19 protein-coding genes are annotated in these 13,159 nt (G+C 69.8%); 2 read left to right on the top strand and 17 right to left on the bottom strand.

The annotated features are described in order from the left end of the window. Positions 1 to 4 precede the first annotated feature (4 nt). The 13 genes from EV684_RS02835 to EV684_RS02775 form a co-directional block, all read right to left on the bottom strand. Entirely contained in the window at positions 5 to 457 is a 453-nt protein-coding gene (locus tag EV684_RS02835) for a phage baseplate assembly protein V (protein WP_132644678.1), read from the bottom strand. A 58-nt stretch (positions 458 to 515) separates the two neighbouring features. Then, positions 516 to 953: a phage virion morphogenesis protein gene (locus EV684_RS02830; RefSeq protein ID WP_375138613.1), complete on the bottom strand. Its 438-nt coding sequence runs from the start codon at positions 951 to 953 to the stop codon at positions 516 to 518. Continuing rightward, positions 953 to 1,444, bottom strand: a complete 492-nt coding sequence (locus tag EV684_RS02825; protein ID WP_132644676.1) for a phage tail protein — start codon at positions 1,442 to 1,444, stop codon at positions 953 to 955. The genes EV684_RS02830 and EV684_RS02825 overlap by 1 nt, the downstream gene beginning before the upstream one ends. Continuing rightward, a complete protein-coding gene (locus tag EV684_RS02820) occupies positions 1,444 to 1,983 on the bottom strand; it encodes a hypothetical protein (RefSeq protein ID WP_132644675.1) in 540 nt (179 codons plus the stop codon). Before EV684_RS02820 ends, EV684_RS02825 begins: the two co-directional genes overlap by 1 nt. Beyond that, complete coding sequence (locus EV684_RS02815; protein ID WP_132644674.1) at positions 1,980 to 2,549, bottom strand: lysozyme; 570 nt, start codon at positions 2,547 to 2,549, stop codon at positions 1,980 to 1,982. Before EV684_RS02815 ends, EV684_RS02820 begins: the two co-directional genes overlap by 4 nt. Positions 2,550 to 2,551: 2 nt before the next feature. Then, the gene (locus EV684_RS02810; protein ID WP_132644673.1) at positions 2,552 to 2,812 is read right to left on the bottom strand and encodes a hypothetical protein; all 261 of its coding nucleotides are present in this window, start codon (positions 2,810 to 2,812) and stop codon (positions 2,552 to 2,554) included. Continuing rightward, positions 2,809 to 3,111 carry a hypothetical protein gene (locus EV684_RS02805; RefSeq protein WP_132644672.1) on the bottom strand — a complete coding sequence of 101 codons (303 nt, stop codon included), beginning with the start codon at positions 3,109 to 3,111 and terminating at the stop codon, positions 2,809 to 2,811. Before EV684_RS02805 ends, EV684_RS02810 begins: the two co-directional genes overlap by 4 nt. A gap of 2 nt (positions 3,112 to 3,113) precedes the next feature. Next, positions 3,114 to 3,515: a hypothetical protein gene (locus tag EV684_RS02800; RefSeq protein WP_132644671.1), complete on the bottom strand. Its 402-nt coding sequence runs from the start codon at positions 3,513 to 3,515 to the stop codon at positions 3,114 to 3,116. A 7-nt stretch (positions 3,516 to 3,522) separates the two neighbouring features. Then, positions 3,523 to 3,729 carry a tail protein X gene (locus EV684_RS02795; RefSeq protein WP_132644670.1) on the bottom strand — a complete coding sequence of 69 codons (207 nt, stop codon included), beginning with the start codon at positions 3,727 to 3,729 and terminating at the stop codon, positions 3,523 to 3,525. Further along, complete coding sequence (locus tag EV684_RS02790) at positions 3,729 to 4,199, bottom strand: head completion/stabilization protein (protein WP_132644669.1); 471 nt, start codon at positions 4,197 to 4,199, stop codon at positions 3,729 to 3,731. The genes EV684_RS02795 and EV684_RS02790 overlap by 1 nt, the downstream gene beginning before the upstream one ends. A 94-nt stretch (positions 4,200 to 4,293) precedes the next feature. After that, entirely contained in the window at positions 4,294 to 5,001 is a 708-nt protein-coding gene (gpM, locus tag EV684_RS02785; RefSeq protein ID WP_242478390.1) for a phage terminase small subunit, read from the bottom strand. Positions 5,002 to 5,012: 11 nt separating this feature from the next. Then, the gene (locus tag EV684_RS02780) at positions 5,013 to 6,026 is read right to left on the bottom strand and encodes a phage major capsid protein, P2 family (RefSeq protein WP_132644668.1); all 1,014 of its coding nucleotides are present in this window, start codon (positions 6,024 to 6,026) and stop codon (positions 5,013 to 5,015) included. Positions 6,027 to 6,075: 49 nt separating this feature from the next. Next, positions 6,076 to 6,921, bottom strand: a complete 846-nt coding sequence (locus EV684_RS02775) for a GPO family capsid scaffolding protein (RefSeq protein ID WP_132644667.1) — start codon at positions 6,919 to 6,921, stop codon at positions 6,076 to 6,078. A 174-nt stretch (positions 6,922 to 7,095) separates the two neighbouring features. On the opposite strand from EV684_RS02775, the gene EV684_RS02770 reads away from it, so the two are divergent. Together EV684_RS02770 and EV684_RS02765 are read left to right on the top strand one after the other, a co-directional pair. Further along, the gene (locus EV684_RS02770) at positions 7,096 to 8,847 is read left to right on the top strand and encodes a terminase ATPase subunit family protein (RefSeq protein WP_243651020.1); all 1,752 of its coding nucleotides are present in this window, start codon (positions 7,096 to 7,098) and stop codon (positions 8,845 to 8,847) included. Beyond that, a complete protein-coding gene (locus EV684_RS02765) occupies positions 8,847 to 9,893 on the top strand; it encodes a phage portal protein (RefSeq protein ID WP_132644665.1) in 1,047 nt (348 codons plus the stop codon). The genes EV684_RS02770 and EV684_RS02765 overlap by 1 nt, the downstream gene beginning before the upstream one ends. 74 nt (positions 9,894 to 9,967) lie before the next feature. Here the strand turns inward: EV684_RS02765 and EV684_RS02760 are convergent, their stop codons facing one another. From EV684_RS02760 to EV684_RS02745, 4 genes are all read right to left on the bottom strand, one after another. Beyond that, a complete protein-coding gene (locus tag EV684_RS02760; protein ID WP_132644664.1) occupies positions 9,968 to 10,153 on the bottom strand; it encodes a DUF1484 family protein in 186 nt (61 codons plus the stop codon). Positions 10,154 to 10,179: 26 nt separating this feature from the next. After that, a complete protein-coding gene (locus tag EV684_RS02755) occupies positions 10,180 to 11,022 on the bottom strand; it encodes a KilA-N domain-containing protein (RefSeq protein WP_132644663.1) in 843 nt (280 codons plus the stop codon). A 1,281-nt stretch (positions 11,023 to 12,303) separates the two neighbouring features. Then, a complete protein-coding gene (locus EV684_RS02750; RefSeq protein WP_132644662.1) occupies positions 12,304 to 12,519 on the bottom strand; it encodes a hypothetical protein in 216 nt (71 codons plus the stop codon). Further along, positions 12,516 to 13,118: a Rha family transcriptional regulator gene (locus tag EV684_RS02745; RefSeq protein ID WP_200222278.1), complete on the bottom strand. Its 603-nt coding sequence runs from the start codon at positions 13,116 to 13,118 to the stop codon at positions 12,516 to 12,518. The genes EV684_RS02750 and EV684_RS02745 overlap by 4 nt, the downstream gene beginning before the upstream one ends. Positions 13,119 to 13,159: the final 41 nt, after the last annotated feature.

Genomic DNA, 13,159 nt, shown 5'->3' with positions numbered 1-13,159 from the left:
GTGCTCAGTTCAGGTCGATGCGCGGCGCGGTGATGCGCGCGCCTTCGGCGTCGAGGACGAGGCTGGAGGGGCCGCAGCGCAGCGTCAGGCTGCCGCCCGCGGCGACATCGATGAGCAGCTCGCGCGCGGCGAAGTCGTGCCGCAGCACCGTCCCGTCGGGGAAGCGCACGAGCGCGACCTGGACATCCTGTGCCGGCGCCGGGACGGCAGTGCTGTAGATGCCGGGCAGCACGACGGCCGCGGCGAGATCGCCGCCGGGCGCCAGCAGCAGGCACTGCTCGCCCACCGACGGCGCACACCAGGTGACGACGTCGCCGGCGCGCTGCACCAGCCAGGGCAGCCAGTCGGTGAGCAGCTCGCCGCTGCGCACGCGCACGCGCGCCGCGGCGCCGTCGACGTGCGCGACGACGCCGGCGCGGATGACGTTTGCAAGGCGGCGGGACAGCTCCGATTCCATCCGGCTGATGGTGCCGGCGGGGCGTGCGCCAGTCGCGCGCGCGAGGTGCGGCTGGCTGTCAGCCGCGAGCGGTCAGGTGCTGCAGGAGGAGGTCGCGCACGAGTTCGACGTCGCCGGGCGTGAAACCGAGCAGCTCGCGGCGCGCGTAGATGTGGGTCGGGCCGCCGGGCTGCACCTGGTCGCGCAGGCCGAGCTGGTGAACGCGGGCGATTCTGGCGGTGCGCCCGGTGAAGCCGACGGCTGCGCCCTCGGCGTCCGCCAGCATGCGCAATCGCGCGGCCGTGCGCAAGCGCTGGAACATGCGCTCGCGTAGGCGGCGACGGTCGAGCCGCGGCTCGTATGGCGAGCCGTCGGCGTTGCGCTGCTGGCCGATGCGCGCCGCCTGGCTGCGGCGCAGCTCGCGCGCGACGGTGCGGGCCAGCTTGCGCTGTTCGGCGCGGCTCAGCTGGCGCAGCAGCGGCTCCGCCCAGTCTTCGAGTGCGCGCAGGCTGTCCATCAGCTGGCCGGCAGATCCCAGGACGCGAGCAACTGGTCGCGCAGGTACAGCTCCCAGTGCTCGGGCATCGGCCGGTCGTCGAGCAGGGCCGGCTCGACCGGGTGCCGAGCATCCAGGCGGCCGGGCTGTTCGGTGGACTCGGTGACGATAACGCGCTCGGACAGGTCCAGCTCGATCTGCAGGTCGACGGTCTTCGCGTTCAGGAAGTCGACCTCGAAGCGCACTGCACGCGCGCGCAGGTCCGGGTTGTCCAGCAGCTCGGGCTGGTGCCGGCGCAGCCAGGCCAGCAGCGGCACCGTGATCGCGTCGACGTGCCCGGCGTAGTCGAGGAAGAGCAGGCGCAGCGTGTACTGCAGCAGGTTCGACAGGCCCGGGGCCGCCGTGGCCTGGACCGTCCCCTTCTGGATGCTGATCGCCAGCTTGTCGGGGTCGCGGCGCAGGTCGGGCAGCGCCGACGTCAGGTGATCGCGCAGGCTGGCCGGCTTGTACATCAGCGCACCTCGGTCAGCTGCTGGCCCGCGAGCCGGGCCCGGGCGCCGTTGTAGGCGTCGATGCAGGTGTTGAGCTGGGCGATGGCGTCGTCGCCGTCGTCGGCGATGGCTGTAAGAGCGAGTCCAGTCTCTGGCGCAAGTTCGGCTCGCGCTTCGTGCCGATCTCCGGCGGCAGCGGCGGAAGCTGCACCACAGGCGGCTGCACCAGGCGCAGCGGCGGCGACGGGGATTGACATGCGGACAGCGCCAGCGCGGACGTCAGCAGCGATGCGATCACGAGATGCCTTCTCACGGTCGGCGTCCTTTCGGAGGTTGGCGGCCTGGTCGTCGAGCAGCTGGCGCACGTCGCGCTCGGTGTAGAGCACGCTGGTGGCCGCCGACGCCGCGGCCTGGGCGTGGGCTGCGGTGGTCCTGTCTTCCGCGGCCGAGCAGGCGGTGCGGGCGTCTGCAGCCCCGGCTGCCGACCCGAGGCCCCAGGCGATGAGGCCGCTGGCCAGCGTTGCGAGCGCTGCGATGGCGACGACGGTGAGACGGTTCATCGTGGGCTCCTGGATGCGGCTCGCCAGTCCTGGCCGCGGAACAGCGCGCGTTCGGCGCGGCGGCGGCGCGTCAGCCCCGGTAGCGCCTGGAGCACGCCGTCCACACGCGCCTTGTCCCAGACGAGGAACTGGTCCGCGGCGCCGGCGGCGTCGCCTGCGTTGAGGCACGCGAGCAGCTTGGATCTGGCCAGGGCCGGTGCGCCGAGGTTGAAGGTGAAGCTGACCAGGGCGCCGAACTGCGCGTCGCTCAGGGGCCCCGTCACCAGGCGCTGCACGTCGCGGCAGGCGTCGAGCAGGTCGGCGCGCAGCAGCGTCTCGGCCTGGTCCCGGGTGATGCCGCCCGGGTACAGCGCCCGGGCCTGGACGGCGGCCGCCGGCCCGCGCAGCCAGCGCCCGGCGCCGTCGGCGATCGCGTGGCCCCAGCCGATGGTCCAGATCCCGACCGGGTCCAGGTAGGGGTCGAGGTTGACGGTGCTCGGGTCGCCGTCGGGGCAGCCTTCGAAGGACTTCACCAGTTCCAGCCCTTCGGGCGGCACGTCGCGCAGCGCGGCGGTCTTCGCGGCCACGGTCAGCCCCCGATCGCCCACTGGGCGACCGCCGCGATCAGCAGCGCGCCGGCGTAGGTGGCGGCGGCGTCGTCAGGCGCGGCCGTGCCCGTGCGCTTCCACCACTGCCACGCTTCCCGGCCGAGCGCGGCGGCGCCGGCCAGCAGCAGGCCCAAGCCGATGGCCGGGCCCAGGCTCCAGCCGTGGGGCACCAGCAGCATGATCACCAAGCCGCAGATCTGCCCGCCCACTGCGGCGTGCTGCAGCAGGTCGTCGCGGATCACCACGAGCGCCTCGCGGTGAGCGGAGGCCTGGCCGCAGCGCGGCGGCGCCGGTGGCGCCAGGCGTGTGCGCTCCACAGCGCGGCCGCCAGCGGCAGCAGCAGCGCCAGCCAGCGCTCGGCGCCGGCCTGGGCACCGTCGATGCCCAGCACCAGCAGGCCGACGCCGCTCAGCGCGAGCGTGGCCGCCGCGGCGGTGCGCAGCGACAGCTCGCGGCGCGCCGACGTCCCGAGGATCACGAGGGCCAGCGTCATGACGACGCCGGCGACGAGGATGCACGCGAGGCCGAACAGCAGGTCCATGGTCACTCCTCAGCGGCCGCCCGGGTGGTCTTGCGCTGCAGCCAGGCGGTGGCGGCCGACCAGGCCAGGGGCGCGAACTTTCGGACGCTGGCGGCGATCACGCCGGCCAGGGCCCACTCCGGCGCGCCGGCGATAGGCGCCAGCACGCTCTCCGGATGCGCCGCGATCGCCAGCGCGATCGCGGCGAGCGCGATGCCGGCGGCGGCCGACACGATGACGCGCAGGGCGGCGCCGCCGACCCAGCGCAGGCTGATCGAGATCTCGTCGCTGTGCTCCATCCAGACCGCGATGAGGCCGCCGACGATGGCCGCGGCGATGGTGAGGCCCGAGGGCATGCCGGCGGCGATCGCAGCCAGGGAGCCAGCCGTCAGGCTGGCGGTGTTCGGGACGGTTTCCGGAGGCATGTCGGGGTCACTCCCAGAGCTGGACGGTCGAGCGGGTGGTGGTGGTGCTGGCCGCCGGCTCGGCCAGCTCGACCAGCTGCCCGGCGGCGAGCACGCTGCTCGCGGCCAGACCCTTGTTGAGTTCGAGCGTCGCTTCGACGACGCCCTGCGTGCGGCCGAGGTGGCGCCAGCACAGCGCGTCGACGGTGTCGCCCTGGAGCGCGCGCACCTGCATCAGATCAGCTCCACGGTCGTGCGCCGGCGGCCGACGAGATCCGCGATCGCCCACTGGCTGTCACGGCGCAGCGCGTCGGCGCTGAGCTCGAGCTTCTCGGCGCGCTTGTCGCCGGCGCCGGTCGTGTCGAAGTCCCGGTAGGCCTCCACTAGGCTCGCATGCGCGGATGCGTACACGGCGCGCAGGTAGTGCAGAACCAGCGCGCGCTCCTCTCCCAGCCTTGGACCAGGGACCTCGGCGAGCGTGTCGTAGCCCGCCGCCCGCTGCGCGGCTCGCCAGTCGGCGATCGCGGCGTTGACCTCCAGCACCGCGTTGGTCACGGCGTGGCGCAGCCGCGCCGGCGTCACGGTGCCGTCGAGCCGGATCGCCGCGCGCACCGCCTGCAGGTCGATCTCCGGCGCGAAGCCGTCGTTGGCCAGCGGCGGCTCTTCTTCAGCCGTCGGAGGGATGGTGCTGCCGAGGAAGCTCATGGTGTAGGTCGGGGGTGATCGGGCGTCAACGTCCAGGGCGGCTTGCGCCGCCCTGGACTCAGCCCGAGCCCCCGGGGCGCGGGGCCGATCGGTATCACGCGCCTTCGCCGCCGGCGGCCTTCAGCCGGCGTTCGAGGCGCTCGATGTCCTTCTTCACGCCGACGCCCTCGAACAGTTCGAGCGCGCGGCGCAGGGGTGGCAGGGCTGCCTGGGCGACGTCCTGCGGCAGCGCGGCGATGTCGACGTCGCTGGCCCACAGCCGGCCGATCAGCGCGTAACCGATCGCCTTCTGCAGCTTCGCGCGCGCCTGGTCGGGCGCGTCGTGCTCGGCGGTCAGCGCCTCGACCTGCTGCAGCACCTGCAGGGCGGTCTCCGCCGGAATCTTGCCGGCCAGCGCGGCGCCGGCGACTTCATCCAGCAGCAGCGTCGGCAGCTTGCGGTCGTACTGGTCGGGCAGCGTGAGTCCGTGGCGGATGGCGTACTCTGCGACGGCCAGGCCGCGGGCGAAATCGCCCACGTCAAGGTACCACACGAGCAGCGTCATCAGCACCAGGTCCTGCGCGCCGCGGCCGTGCTCCAGCGCGGCCGTCACCCAGGCGTCGTAGACCGGCAGGAAGCTGCGCTTCGCTTCGATCTTGCGCTCGACGCTCTGGATGTCCTTCAGCGCGCGCTTGTGCTCGATGAGCTGCGCCAGCATCAGCTCGTAGGCGCTGCCGGTGACTGTGGCGCCATGCGGCGTGGTCTGCGCCGCCCGCGCCGCGAGCTTGCGCTCGCGGGCGAGCATGACCGGGCTCTTGGCCATGCGATTCCCCGTCAGGCGTTGAGCGGCTCGATCTTCTCGACCAGGCCGACCATGCCGTAGTCCTCGACGACGTAGGCGTCGTTGCTGGACTCGTAGTTCTCGATCCGGTCGCGCTTGGCGTTGTCGACCACCGTGCGGCGGCGGCCACCTTCCTGCCAGTAGATGGACAGGTTCTTGAAGCTCGTGATGAGCACAGTGCCCTCGGGGAAATAGGGCACCTGCACCGGCTGCAGGCCGCCCAGGCGCTTGGCGCCGATGAGGACATCGGCGGCCACCTTCTCGGTCGCGTCCTGCGAGTCGTTGACCAGCGGGAACAGCTTGTCGTGCACCAGGTCTCGCGAGACGAAGGCGCGCAGACTCGGGTCTTCGCGGTACCAGGGGTCGAGCAGTTGCACCGCGTCGTAGACGAGCGCGTCGAGGTTCTTGTAGTCGGCGCCCGCGGCCGGGCCGAAGGTCACCTTGCCGGGCGTCTTGCCGCTGTCCAGCACGCGCGGGTCTGCCGCGGCGCGGATCTTCTGCAGCCAGCCGATGTTGACGTCCTGCAGCATCGGGTGGGTCGCGAGGTTGGTCTCGGTGGCCGCCTCGATGCCGTGGAAGCCGATGATCATGCGGTCCAGTGCCTGACGCTGGATGATCGCGTCGCGCACCAGCTGCTGGAAGTTGGGGAACTTGGCCCAGGCGTCCAGCTTCGCGTAGGAGAGGAAGGTGTCGAAGTCGGTCTTGCGGCACAGGTAGCCGTCGGCGTCGAGCGTCGTGATGTCACGCGGCGCGCGGTCCTTCTGCGTCGTGTCCGTGCGGCTGGCCACCGGGCCGGTGACGCCCAGGCCGAGCTTCTCGCCCTGCAGCTCGCGCACGCCGATGACGTTGATCTGCGAGAGGAAGGCGCTCGACTCCTGGATCTTCGATTCCAGCGTCTGCTGGACGCTCGGGGCGACGGTGAACTGCTTCTCGGCGCTGTCGACGCCGGAGAGCTTGGCGAGCTGGGAGAGGTAGGCGTTGACGGCCGCGCGGGTCTCGTTGCGCATGGTGTGGTGTGCTCCAGGGATGGTGTGAGGGGGGGCTGCGGGCGGCGGGTCAGCAGTCGGTGACGACCTGGCCGGGACCGCCGGTGGCCGGCGGGCGCTGCGTCGAGTGGTTCTCGGTCTTGTCGACCTTGGCCAGCGTGTCCTGGGCGGCCTTCAGGTCGGCCGACAGCTTCACGACCTGGTCCTCGAGCTTCTTCAGCCGGTCGCCGGCGGCCTTGAACTGCTCGGCCTGGTCGTCGAGCGCGGCCTCGAAGGCCTCGGACATGTCGCCCAGCGCGGTGACGACTTCGCCGAAGCGGGCGTCATCGCCCTTGGCGCGCGACTTGAAGCGGTCGACGAGCGAGCGCAGCTGCGCCGCGAAGCGCTGCACGCCGGTGTCCTCGTCTGCGACGTCTTCGAACTGGAGGGAGGCCTCGACGGCCGCGGTGAACAGCGCGTCGGCGTGGCTCTTGCGCTTCGTGAACGGGTTGGCGTCCGGGTGCTGTTGCGCGAACGCCAGCACCTCGGTGCCGAGGCTGGCCGGGCTGTCCGTGACGGCCAGGCCCGTCAGGTAGGCCTCGCCGGTGTCGGCGAACTTGGGGTTCACTTCGATCGAGGTGTAGATCTTCTGGCCCTTGCCGACCATGTCGACGAGCTCGGGCAGCGGCGCGATCTGCGCGAACAGGCCGAGCTTGCCGTCCTCGACCTTCTCGGCCTTCAGGCCGACGACGTCGCCATAGGCGCGGAACGCGCTGTCGGGGTAGATGCCCCGGAAGTGCTCCAGCCAGACGCGCGCGCCGTATCGCTTCGGGTCGAAGTTGGCGGCCATCTGCTCGATCCACGAGCGTTCGATGCGGCGGCCGTCGGTCGTCGCGCCTTCAGTGGCCACGCGGAACCACTTCGATTTCTGAGCCATGTCGTCGTGCCTGGTCGGGTGTGAGGGACACCGACGATGCTCATTGCCGCCGCCGCTGGATTCAACGCGCGCGGGTGCGGCTGGATGCCAGCCGCGCATGGCTGTGGTCGCGCGCGAGAGGCCCGCAGATAGCCTCGATCGGTGACCTCAGCAGCCCCTGTACAGACGCCGACCGTGCCGGCCGCAGAGCGCAGCGCCGGCAACCGCCGCGCCGCGCGGCACCTCTACTGGCAAGGCTGGCGCATCTCTTCGATCGCCGAGTACCTCGGCGAGGCGCGCACCACTGTTCAGACCTGGAAGGATGCCGAGGCCTGGGACAAGGCGCAACCCACCGAGCGCGTCGAGGGAGCGCTCGAGGCCCGGCTGGTGCAGCTGATCGGCAAGGACCAGAAGACCGGCGGGGACTTCAAGGAGATCGACCTGCTGGGGCGCCAAATCGAGCGCCTGGCGCGCGTGCGCCGCTACGAGCAGACGGGCAAGGAAGCCGACCTCAACCCGAACATCGAGCGCCGCAACGCCGGCCCCAAGAAGCGCCCCGACCGCAACCACATCGACGAGGAGCAGCACGAGAAGCTGCTCGACGCCTTCCGCGACAGCCTGTTCGGCTACCAGAAGGTGTGGTTCCGCAACGGGCACGAGCGCACCCGGATGATCCTCAAGTCGCGCCAGATCGGCGCGACTTGGTACTTCGCCCGGGAGGCGCTGGCCGACGCGATCGAGACCGGCCGCAACCAGATCTTCCTATCGGCCTCGAAGGCGCAGGCGCACATCTTCCGGCAGTACATCGTGGCCTTCGCCCAGGAGGCCTGCGGTGTGCAGCTCACCGGCGACCCGATCGTCCTGTCCAACGGCGCCACGCTGTACTTCCTGGGAACCAACGCGAAGACCGCCCAGGGCTACCACGGGAACTTCTACTTCGACGAGTTCTTCTGGACCCACCGCTTCGAAGAGCTGAACAAGGTCGCCAGCGGCATGGCGATGCACAAGCACTGGCGGAAGACCTACTTCTCGACGCCGTCGAGCATCCAGCACGAGGCCTACGCGCACTGGAGCGGCGACCGCTTCAACAAGCGCCGCGAGAAGTCCGACCGCATCGCGCTGGACCTGTCGCACGACCGGCTCGCCGGCGGCTTCACTGGCGAGGATCGCGTGTGGCGGAACATCGTCACGATCCTGGACGCGGCGGCCGGCGGCTGCAACCTCTTCGACATCGACGAGCTGCGCCTCGAATACAACCCCGAGGAGTTCGCCAACCTGCTGATGTGCGAGTTCATCGACGACTCGCACAGCGTCTTCCCGCTCTCCGAGCTGCAGCGCGGCATGGTCGACTCGTGGGAGGTCTGGGACGACTACAAGCCTTTCACGCAGCGCCCGTTCGGCTGGCGGCCGGTCTGGGTCGGCTACGACCCGAGCCACACCGGCGACACCGCCGGCCTCGTCGTGCTGGCGCCGCCGGCCACGCCGGGCGGGAAGTTCCGCGCGCTGGAGCGCCACCAGTTCCGGGGCCTGGACTTCGAGGCCCAGGCCGAGGCGATCCGCAAGATCACCCAGACCTACAACGTCACGCACATCGGCATCGACACCACGGGCATCGGCCAAGGCGTCTACCAGCTGGTGTCGAAGTTCTTCCCGCAGGCCAAGGCGATCAACTACTCGGTCGAGGTCAAGACCCGCCTGGTGCTGAAGGCGAAGTCGGTGATCTCGAAGGGCCGGCTTGAGTTCGACGCGTCCTGGGTCGACCTGGCGCACGCCTTCCTGGCGATCCGCAAGACCCTGACGGCCTCCGGCCGCGCCGTCACCTACGACGCCGGCCGAAGCGACGAGACCGGGCACGCCGACCTGGCCTGGGCTTGCATGCATGCGATGGACAACGAACCCCTCGAAGGCGCGACCTCCGAGGGCAACAGCATCTTGGAGATCTGCTGATGGACACCCCCACCGCCGGCGCCGCGCCGGCTGCCGACGCCGCACGACTGGAGGCCTTCACCTTCGGCGACCCGGTCCCCGTGATGGACCGGCGCGAAATCCTCGACTACGTCGAGTGCTGGCTCAACGGCCGCTGGTACGAGCCGCCGGTGTCCTGGGAGGGGCTGGCCACCAGCTTCCGCGCTGCGGTGCACCACAGTTCGGCGATCTACTTCAAGCGCAACGTCATCGCGAGCACCTTCATCGAGCACCCGCTGCTCGACCGGGCGACCTTCTCGGCCTGGGTGCTGGACTTCCTGATCTTCGGGAACGCCTACTTGGAGCGGCGAGGGAGCAGAACCGGCCGCATGGTGCGGCTGCAGCACGCGCTGGCCAAGTATGTCCGCCGCGGGGCCGACCTCGACGACTACTTCTTCGTGCGCGGCTGGCGCGACGAGCACCAGTTCGATCGCGGCACGATCCACCACCTTCGCGAAGCCGACATCCACCAGGAGGTGTACGGCCTGCCCGAGTACCTGTCCGCGCTGCAGTCGGCCTGGCTGAACGAGTCGGCGACGCTCTTCCGGCGCAAGTACTACAACAACGGCAGCCACGCCGGCTTCATCCTGTACATCTCCGACCCGGCACAGCAGCAGGGCGACATCGACGCGATCCGGCAGGCGCTTCGCGACAGCAAGGGCCCGGGGAACTTCCGCAACCTCTTCCTGTACAGCCCGAACGGCAAGAAGGACGGCATTCAGCTGATCCCCGTCAGCGAGGTCGCGGCGAAGGACGAGTTCCTGAACATCAAGGCGGTCAGCCGCGACGACATGCTCGCCGCGCACCGCATCCCGCCGCAGTTGCTGGGCATCGTGCCGGGCAACACCGGCGGCTTCGGCGCCGTGCTGCCGGCGGCGAAGGTGTTCGCGCGCAACGAGATCCGGCCGCTGCAGGAGCGGCTGCGCGCCGTGAACGCTTGGCTCGGCGAGGATGTGATCAGCTTCGAGCCGTACGTCGTCGATGACGGCGAGGGCGACAAGACGGGGCAAACCGACCCCGTCAGGTAGATGCCGGGCGACTGTCCCAGTCACCACCACGATAAGGGCCCCTGCGGGGGCCCTTTTCTTGTTGCCTGGTCTCGTCAGACCTTCATGTCGTGCAGGTCGTTGGTGGCGGCGGCGATCTTCTGATGGAAGGGCCGGATCAGGTGGGCGAGCTGCGTGCAGTCCGCCTTGGCGTTGCCGGCCTTGTCCAGCAGGTCCAGCAGACCGGCCAGGCCGACCTCGGCCTCGTCGAGCAGATCAAGCAGCTGGGGGTATGGCAGCATCGGCCGCGTCATGGCAGGTGCGGGCCTCATTGCGCACCGCCTTCCGGCTCGGCCTCGAAGACCCAGCAGAAGATCGCCGTGCCGAGCAGCCCGCTCTTGACGTTGCGAGCGTCGACGAAGCGCGGCGCGCGACTCAGCCTCAGGCTGTCGCGCAGCGCCTGCGCCAGGGGTGCACGCAGCTTGTGCTCGGCCGCGGCCTTGACGAAGTGGCGCAGGTTCACGGCGATGAGCGACGGGTTGCGGTGGTGGTTCAGCCGCACGCCCTTCGCCTCGAGCTGGACGTAGACCTTCCAGAAGTCGGCAACGACCGCCGGCACGGCCGGGGCATCGCGGCCGATGTTCTCCAGCGCCGGCGCCGCCTGGCCGAGGTCGCCCATGACGACAGCCAGCTGCGCGTAGAGCGCGCGTCGCAGCTCGGGGTCGCGCTCGGCGCGCAGCCGCTGGATCAGTGACCAGCTCTGGTTCTGCAGGCTGATCAGCTTGGCGGCCGGCAGGCCGGAGACGGCGCCGACGGGCTCGGCAGCCGGCGACAGGCGGCCGGTGACGACGGCGTCGAAGGTGCGGATGACCTTCAGGTGGAACTCTGGGCTGATCCACATCGCGTAGGCGTAGACCAGGTCACGGACGACAAAGGTCCCGCGTTGCTGCACCGAGGAGATCGATGGGCAATTCCTCGAATCTGAGGAATTGCTCGCGGCCGCGGCGAGCTCCTGCGCCTGAGCCGTGCGCAGCCAGTTGCTCGGCTGGTGCCGAGGTTGGCCGCCAGCTGCTACGTGGAGATCGTTGAGGGAGTAGCGGCCTTGCTCATCTTGCCGGACGTAGGTGTCTTCGAGGATGAAGGGAGTGGCGCGAGCGGGAAGGGGTGCCATCGTGGCCTCCGTGGGTGCAGTTGAGTCAACTGCCGCCCACGGTTCCAAACGAAGGGCGGCAGCCCTGACGGGTTGGAACTACCGGGCACCCGCGGAGCGGAACCGGCGAGCCTTGCGGCTCCCCGCCAGGGCCGCCATTGAGCGGTCCGAAACGATAAAGCCGCACGGCATGCGGCGTGCGGCTTTCGCCGCGGGTGCTACGGGGTTCCACGCCCGGCCGCTTCTTCAGCGGCGAGCACAGTGTATCCACTCGGCGCACGGCGCGGCAAGCGCCCCGGCTCGCTTAGGAGCAGCTTGATCCGGAGGCCGTGCTGCTGCCGCCGTGCCGCGCGGCGGCGGGCGTACCCCGATGCGGAAGTCCCCGCATCGCCCACAGCGTTCGCCGCGCCGCGCGCGGGGGCAACCGTCGCCGCCTCGCCGCCCGCTCGCCGGTCGCACCAGCCCGGTGCATCAAGCGGTAGGCGGGGCGGTCACACCCCGCAGCGCGCGCTCGGGACCCCGCCCCGCCCTCTCGCTTCGTGTGTCCCTTTCGACGGCGCCGACGAGCAGTGAAAAAAAGTGCGGCGGCGGGCACTTAGATGCGCTTTCCACCCCCTTCGCGGCGACGGGAAACGACGGCTTCCGCATGCCGCATGGGCCTCCCGGTGCTGCCGACCGGCCAGGGTGTGCAACCGGACGGTCGAGAAGCGATCCGGGGCGGCACTCGGGGACGACCTAACCGACCTCACTGCGCCCGCCAAGGCGTCCTAAGTCTTTGATTCTTCGATGATTTGCTGATTATGTTGAGGGGCTAATCCGACCTAACCTGAAACATAACCGCTCGCTAAGTTGTTGATCTGAAATGGATTTTTCTTGGTGGCTGGTGAGTACTCGTCGGTATAACTAGGTAATGGGTATGTTATGTAAATGTTATATCTCAACAATGCGAGCTAAGTGACTGTCGCTGTAGCGCTTTCCGATGAGCGTATATCCACCGATTAGGGATGTTATGCCTCTCCCGACACCCACCAGAACCACAGAGAACTGCACTCATCATGGCGTGCCTGGAGCCTGCTCCGGTGCTGCGAACGAGCGAAAGGCGCAGCGTGCTTGCACCCACTTGCGAGACCTCGCTACGAGGCCCTCTCGGGGGACGACCTCACGGCCGGCCGGAGGGGCTACGGCGGGCTGGCTTGGGAAGTCGGCGCCCTGTTGACGATCGGCGGTCGACTTCGGCCGCTGTGGCGGCGCCTGGATATGAAAAGGGCCCCGTGTGGGGCCCTTGGTGGCTGCCTTGCGGCGTCAGACCTTCATGTCGTGCAGGTCGTTGGTGGCGGCGGCGATCTTCTGGTGGAAGGGCCGGATCAGGTAGGCGAGCTGCGTGCAGTCGGCCTTGGCGTTGCCAGCCTTGTCCAGCAGATCCAGCAGCCCGGCCAGGCCGACCTCGGCCTCGTCGAGCAGGGTCAGCAGCTGGGGGTAGGGCAGCATCGGCCGCGTCATGCCAGGTGCGGGTCTCATTGGGCACCGCCTTCCTGGCCTGCCAGCAGAGCGGGGGCTGCGGCGCCCAGCAGCGTGCCGGCCGCCTCGGTGGGGATGCCCAGCGTCTCGTTGATCTGGCGGAGCTGCCAGTACAGGTTGCGCTGCACCGCCGGGTCCGCCTCGGCGCGCAGTTGCCGCATCGTCTTGTGGCTCTGCTCCATCAGCACCAGCTTGTCGCGCAGCTTGATGCCGTCGCGGAACTCCTTCTCGCAGACCAGCGGCGCCACGTACAGCGCCCGCAGTTGGGCCTCCATGGCGTTGAAGGCGGCGATGTAGGCCAGCTTCCACCGCATCGCTTCCTTGCCCGTGAAGCCCATGGCCAGCAGGGAGAAGCCGTCGCGGGTGACGTGGTAGCAGTCGCGCGGCTTTCCCTGTTCGTCCAGATATTTCGCCGACGCAAAATTGCGTCGGCTGAACTCCGGCGGGCAGTCCAGCTTTCGGACGGCACGGATCACATCACCATGCCGCTTGCCGAAGTGCTCGGCGATCTGCAGGCTGGTGGCCGTGGCCTGGCCATCGGCGATGCGGAGAAGGGGGAGGGCGACCTCGGCGGTCGCGATGAGAGGGGTGTCAGCCATGATGGCCTCCGTGGGTGCAGTTGAGCCAACTGCCACCCCGA

The organism is Rubrivivax gelatinosus (genome assembly GCF_004340905.1).
Lineage (GTDB): Bacteria > Pseudomonadota > Gammaproteobacteria > Burkholderiales > Burkholderiaceae_C > Rubrivivax > Rubrivivax gelatinosus.
The sequence above is the reverse complement of the archived record's forward strand: the minus strand, read 5'-3'. Positions and strand labels throughout refer to the sequence as shown.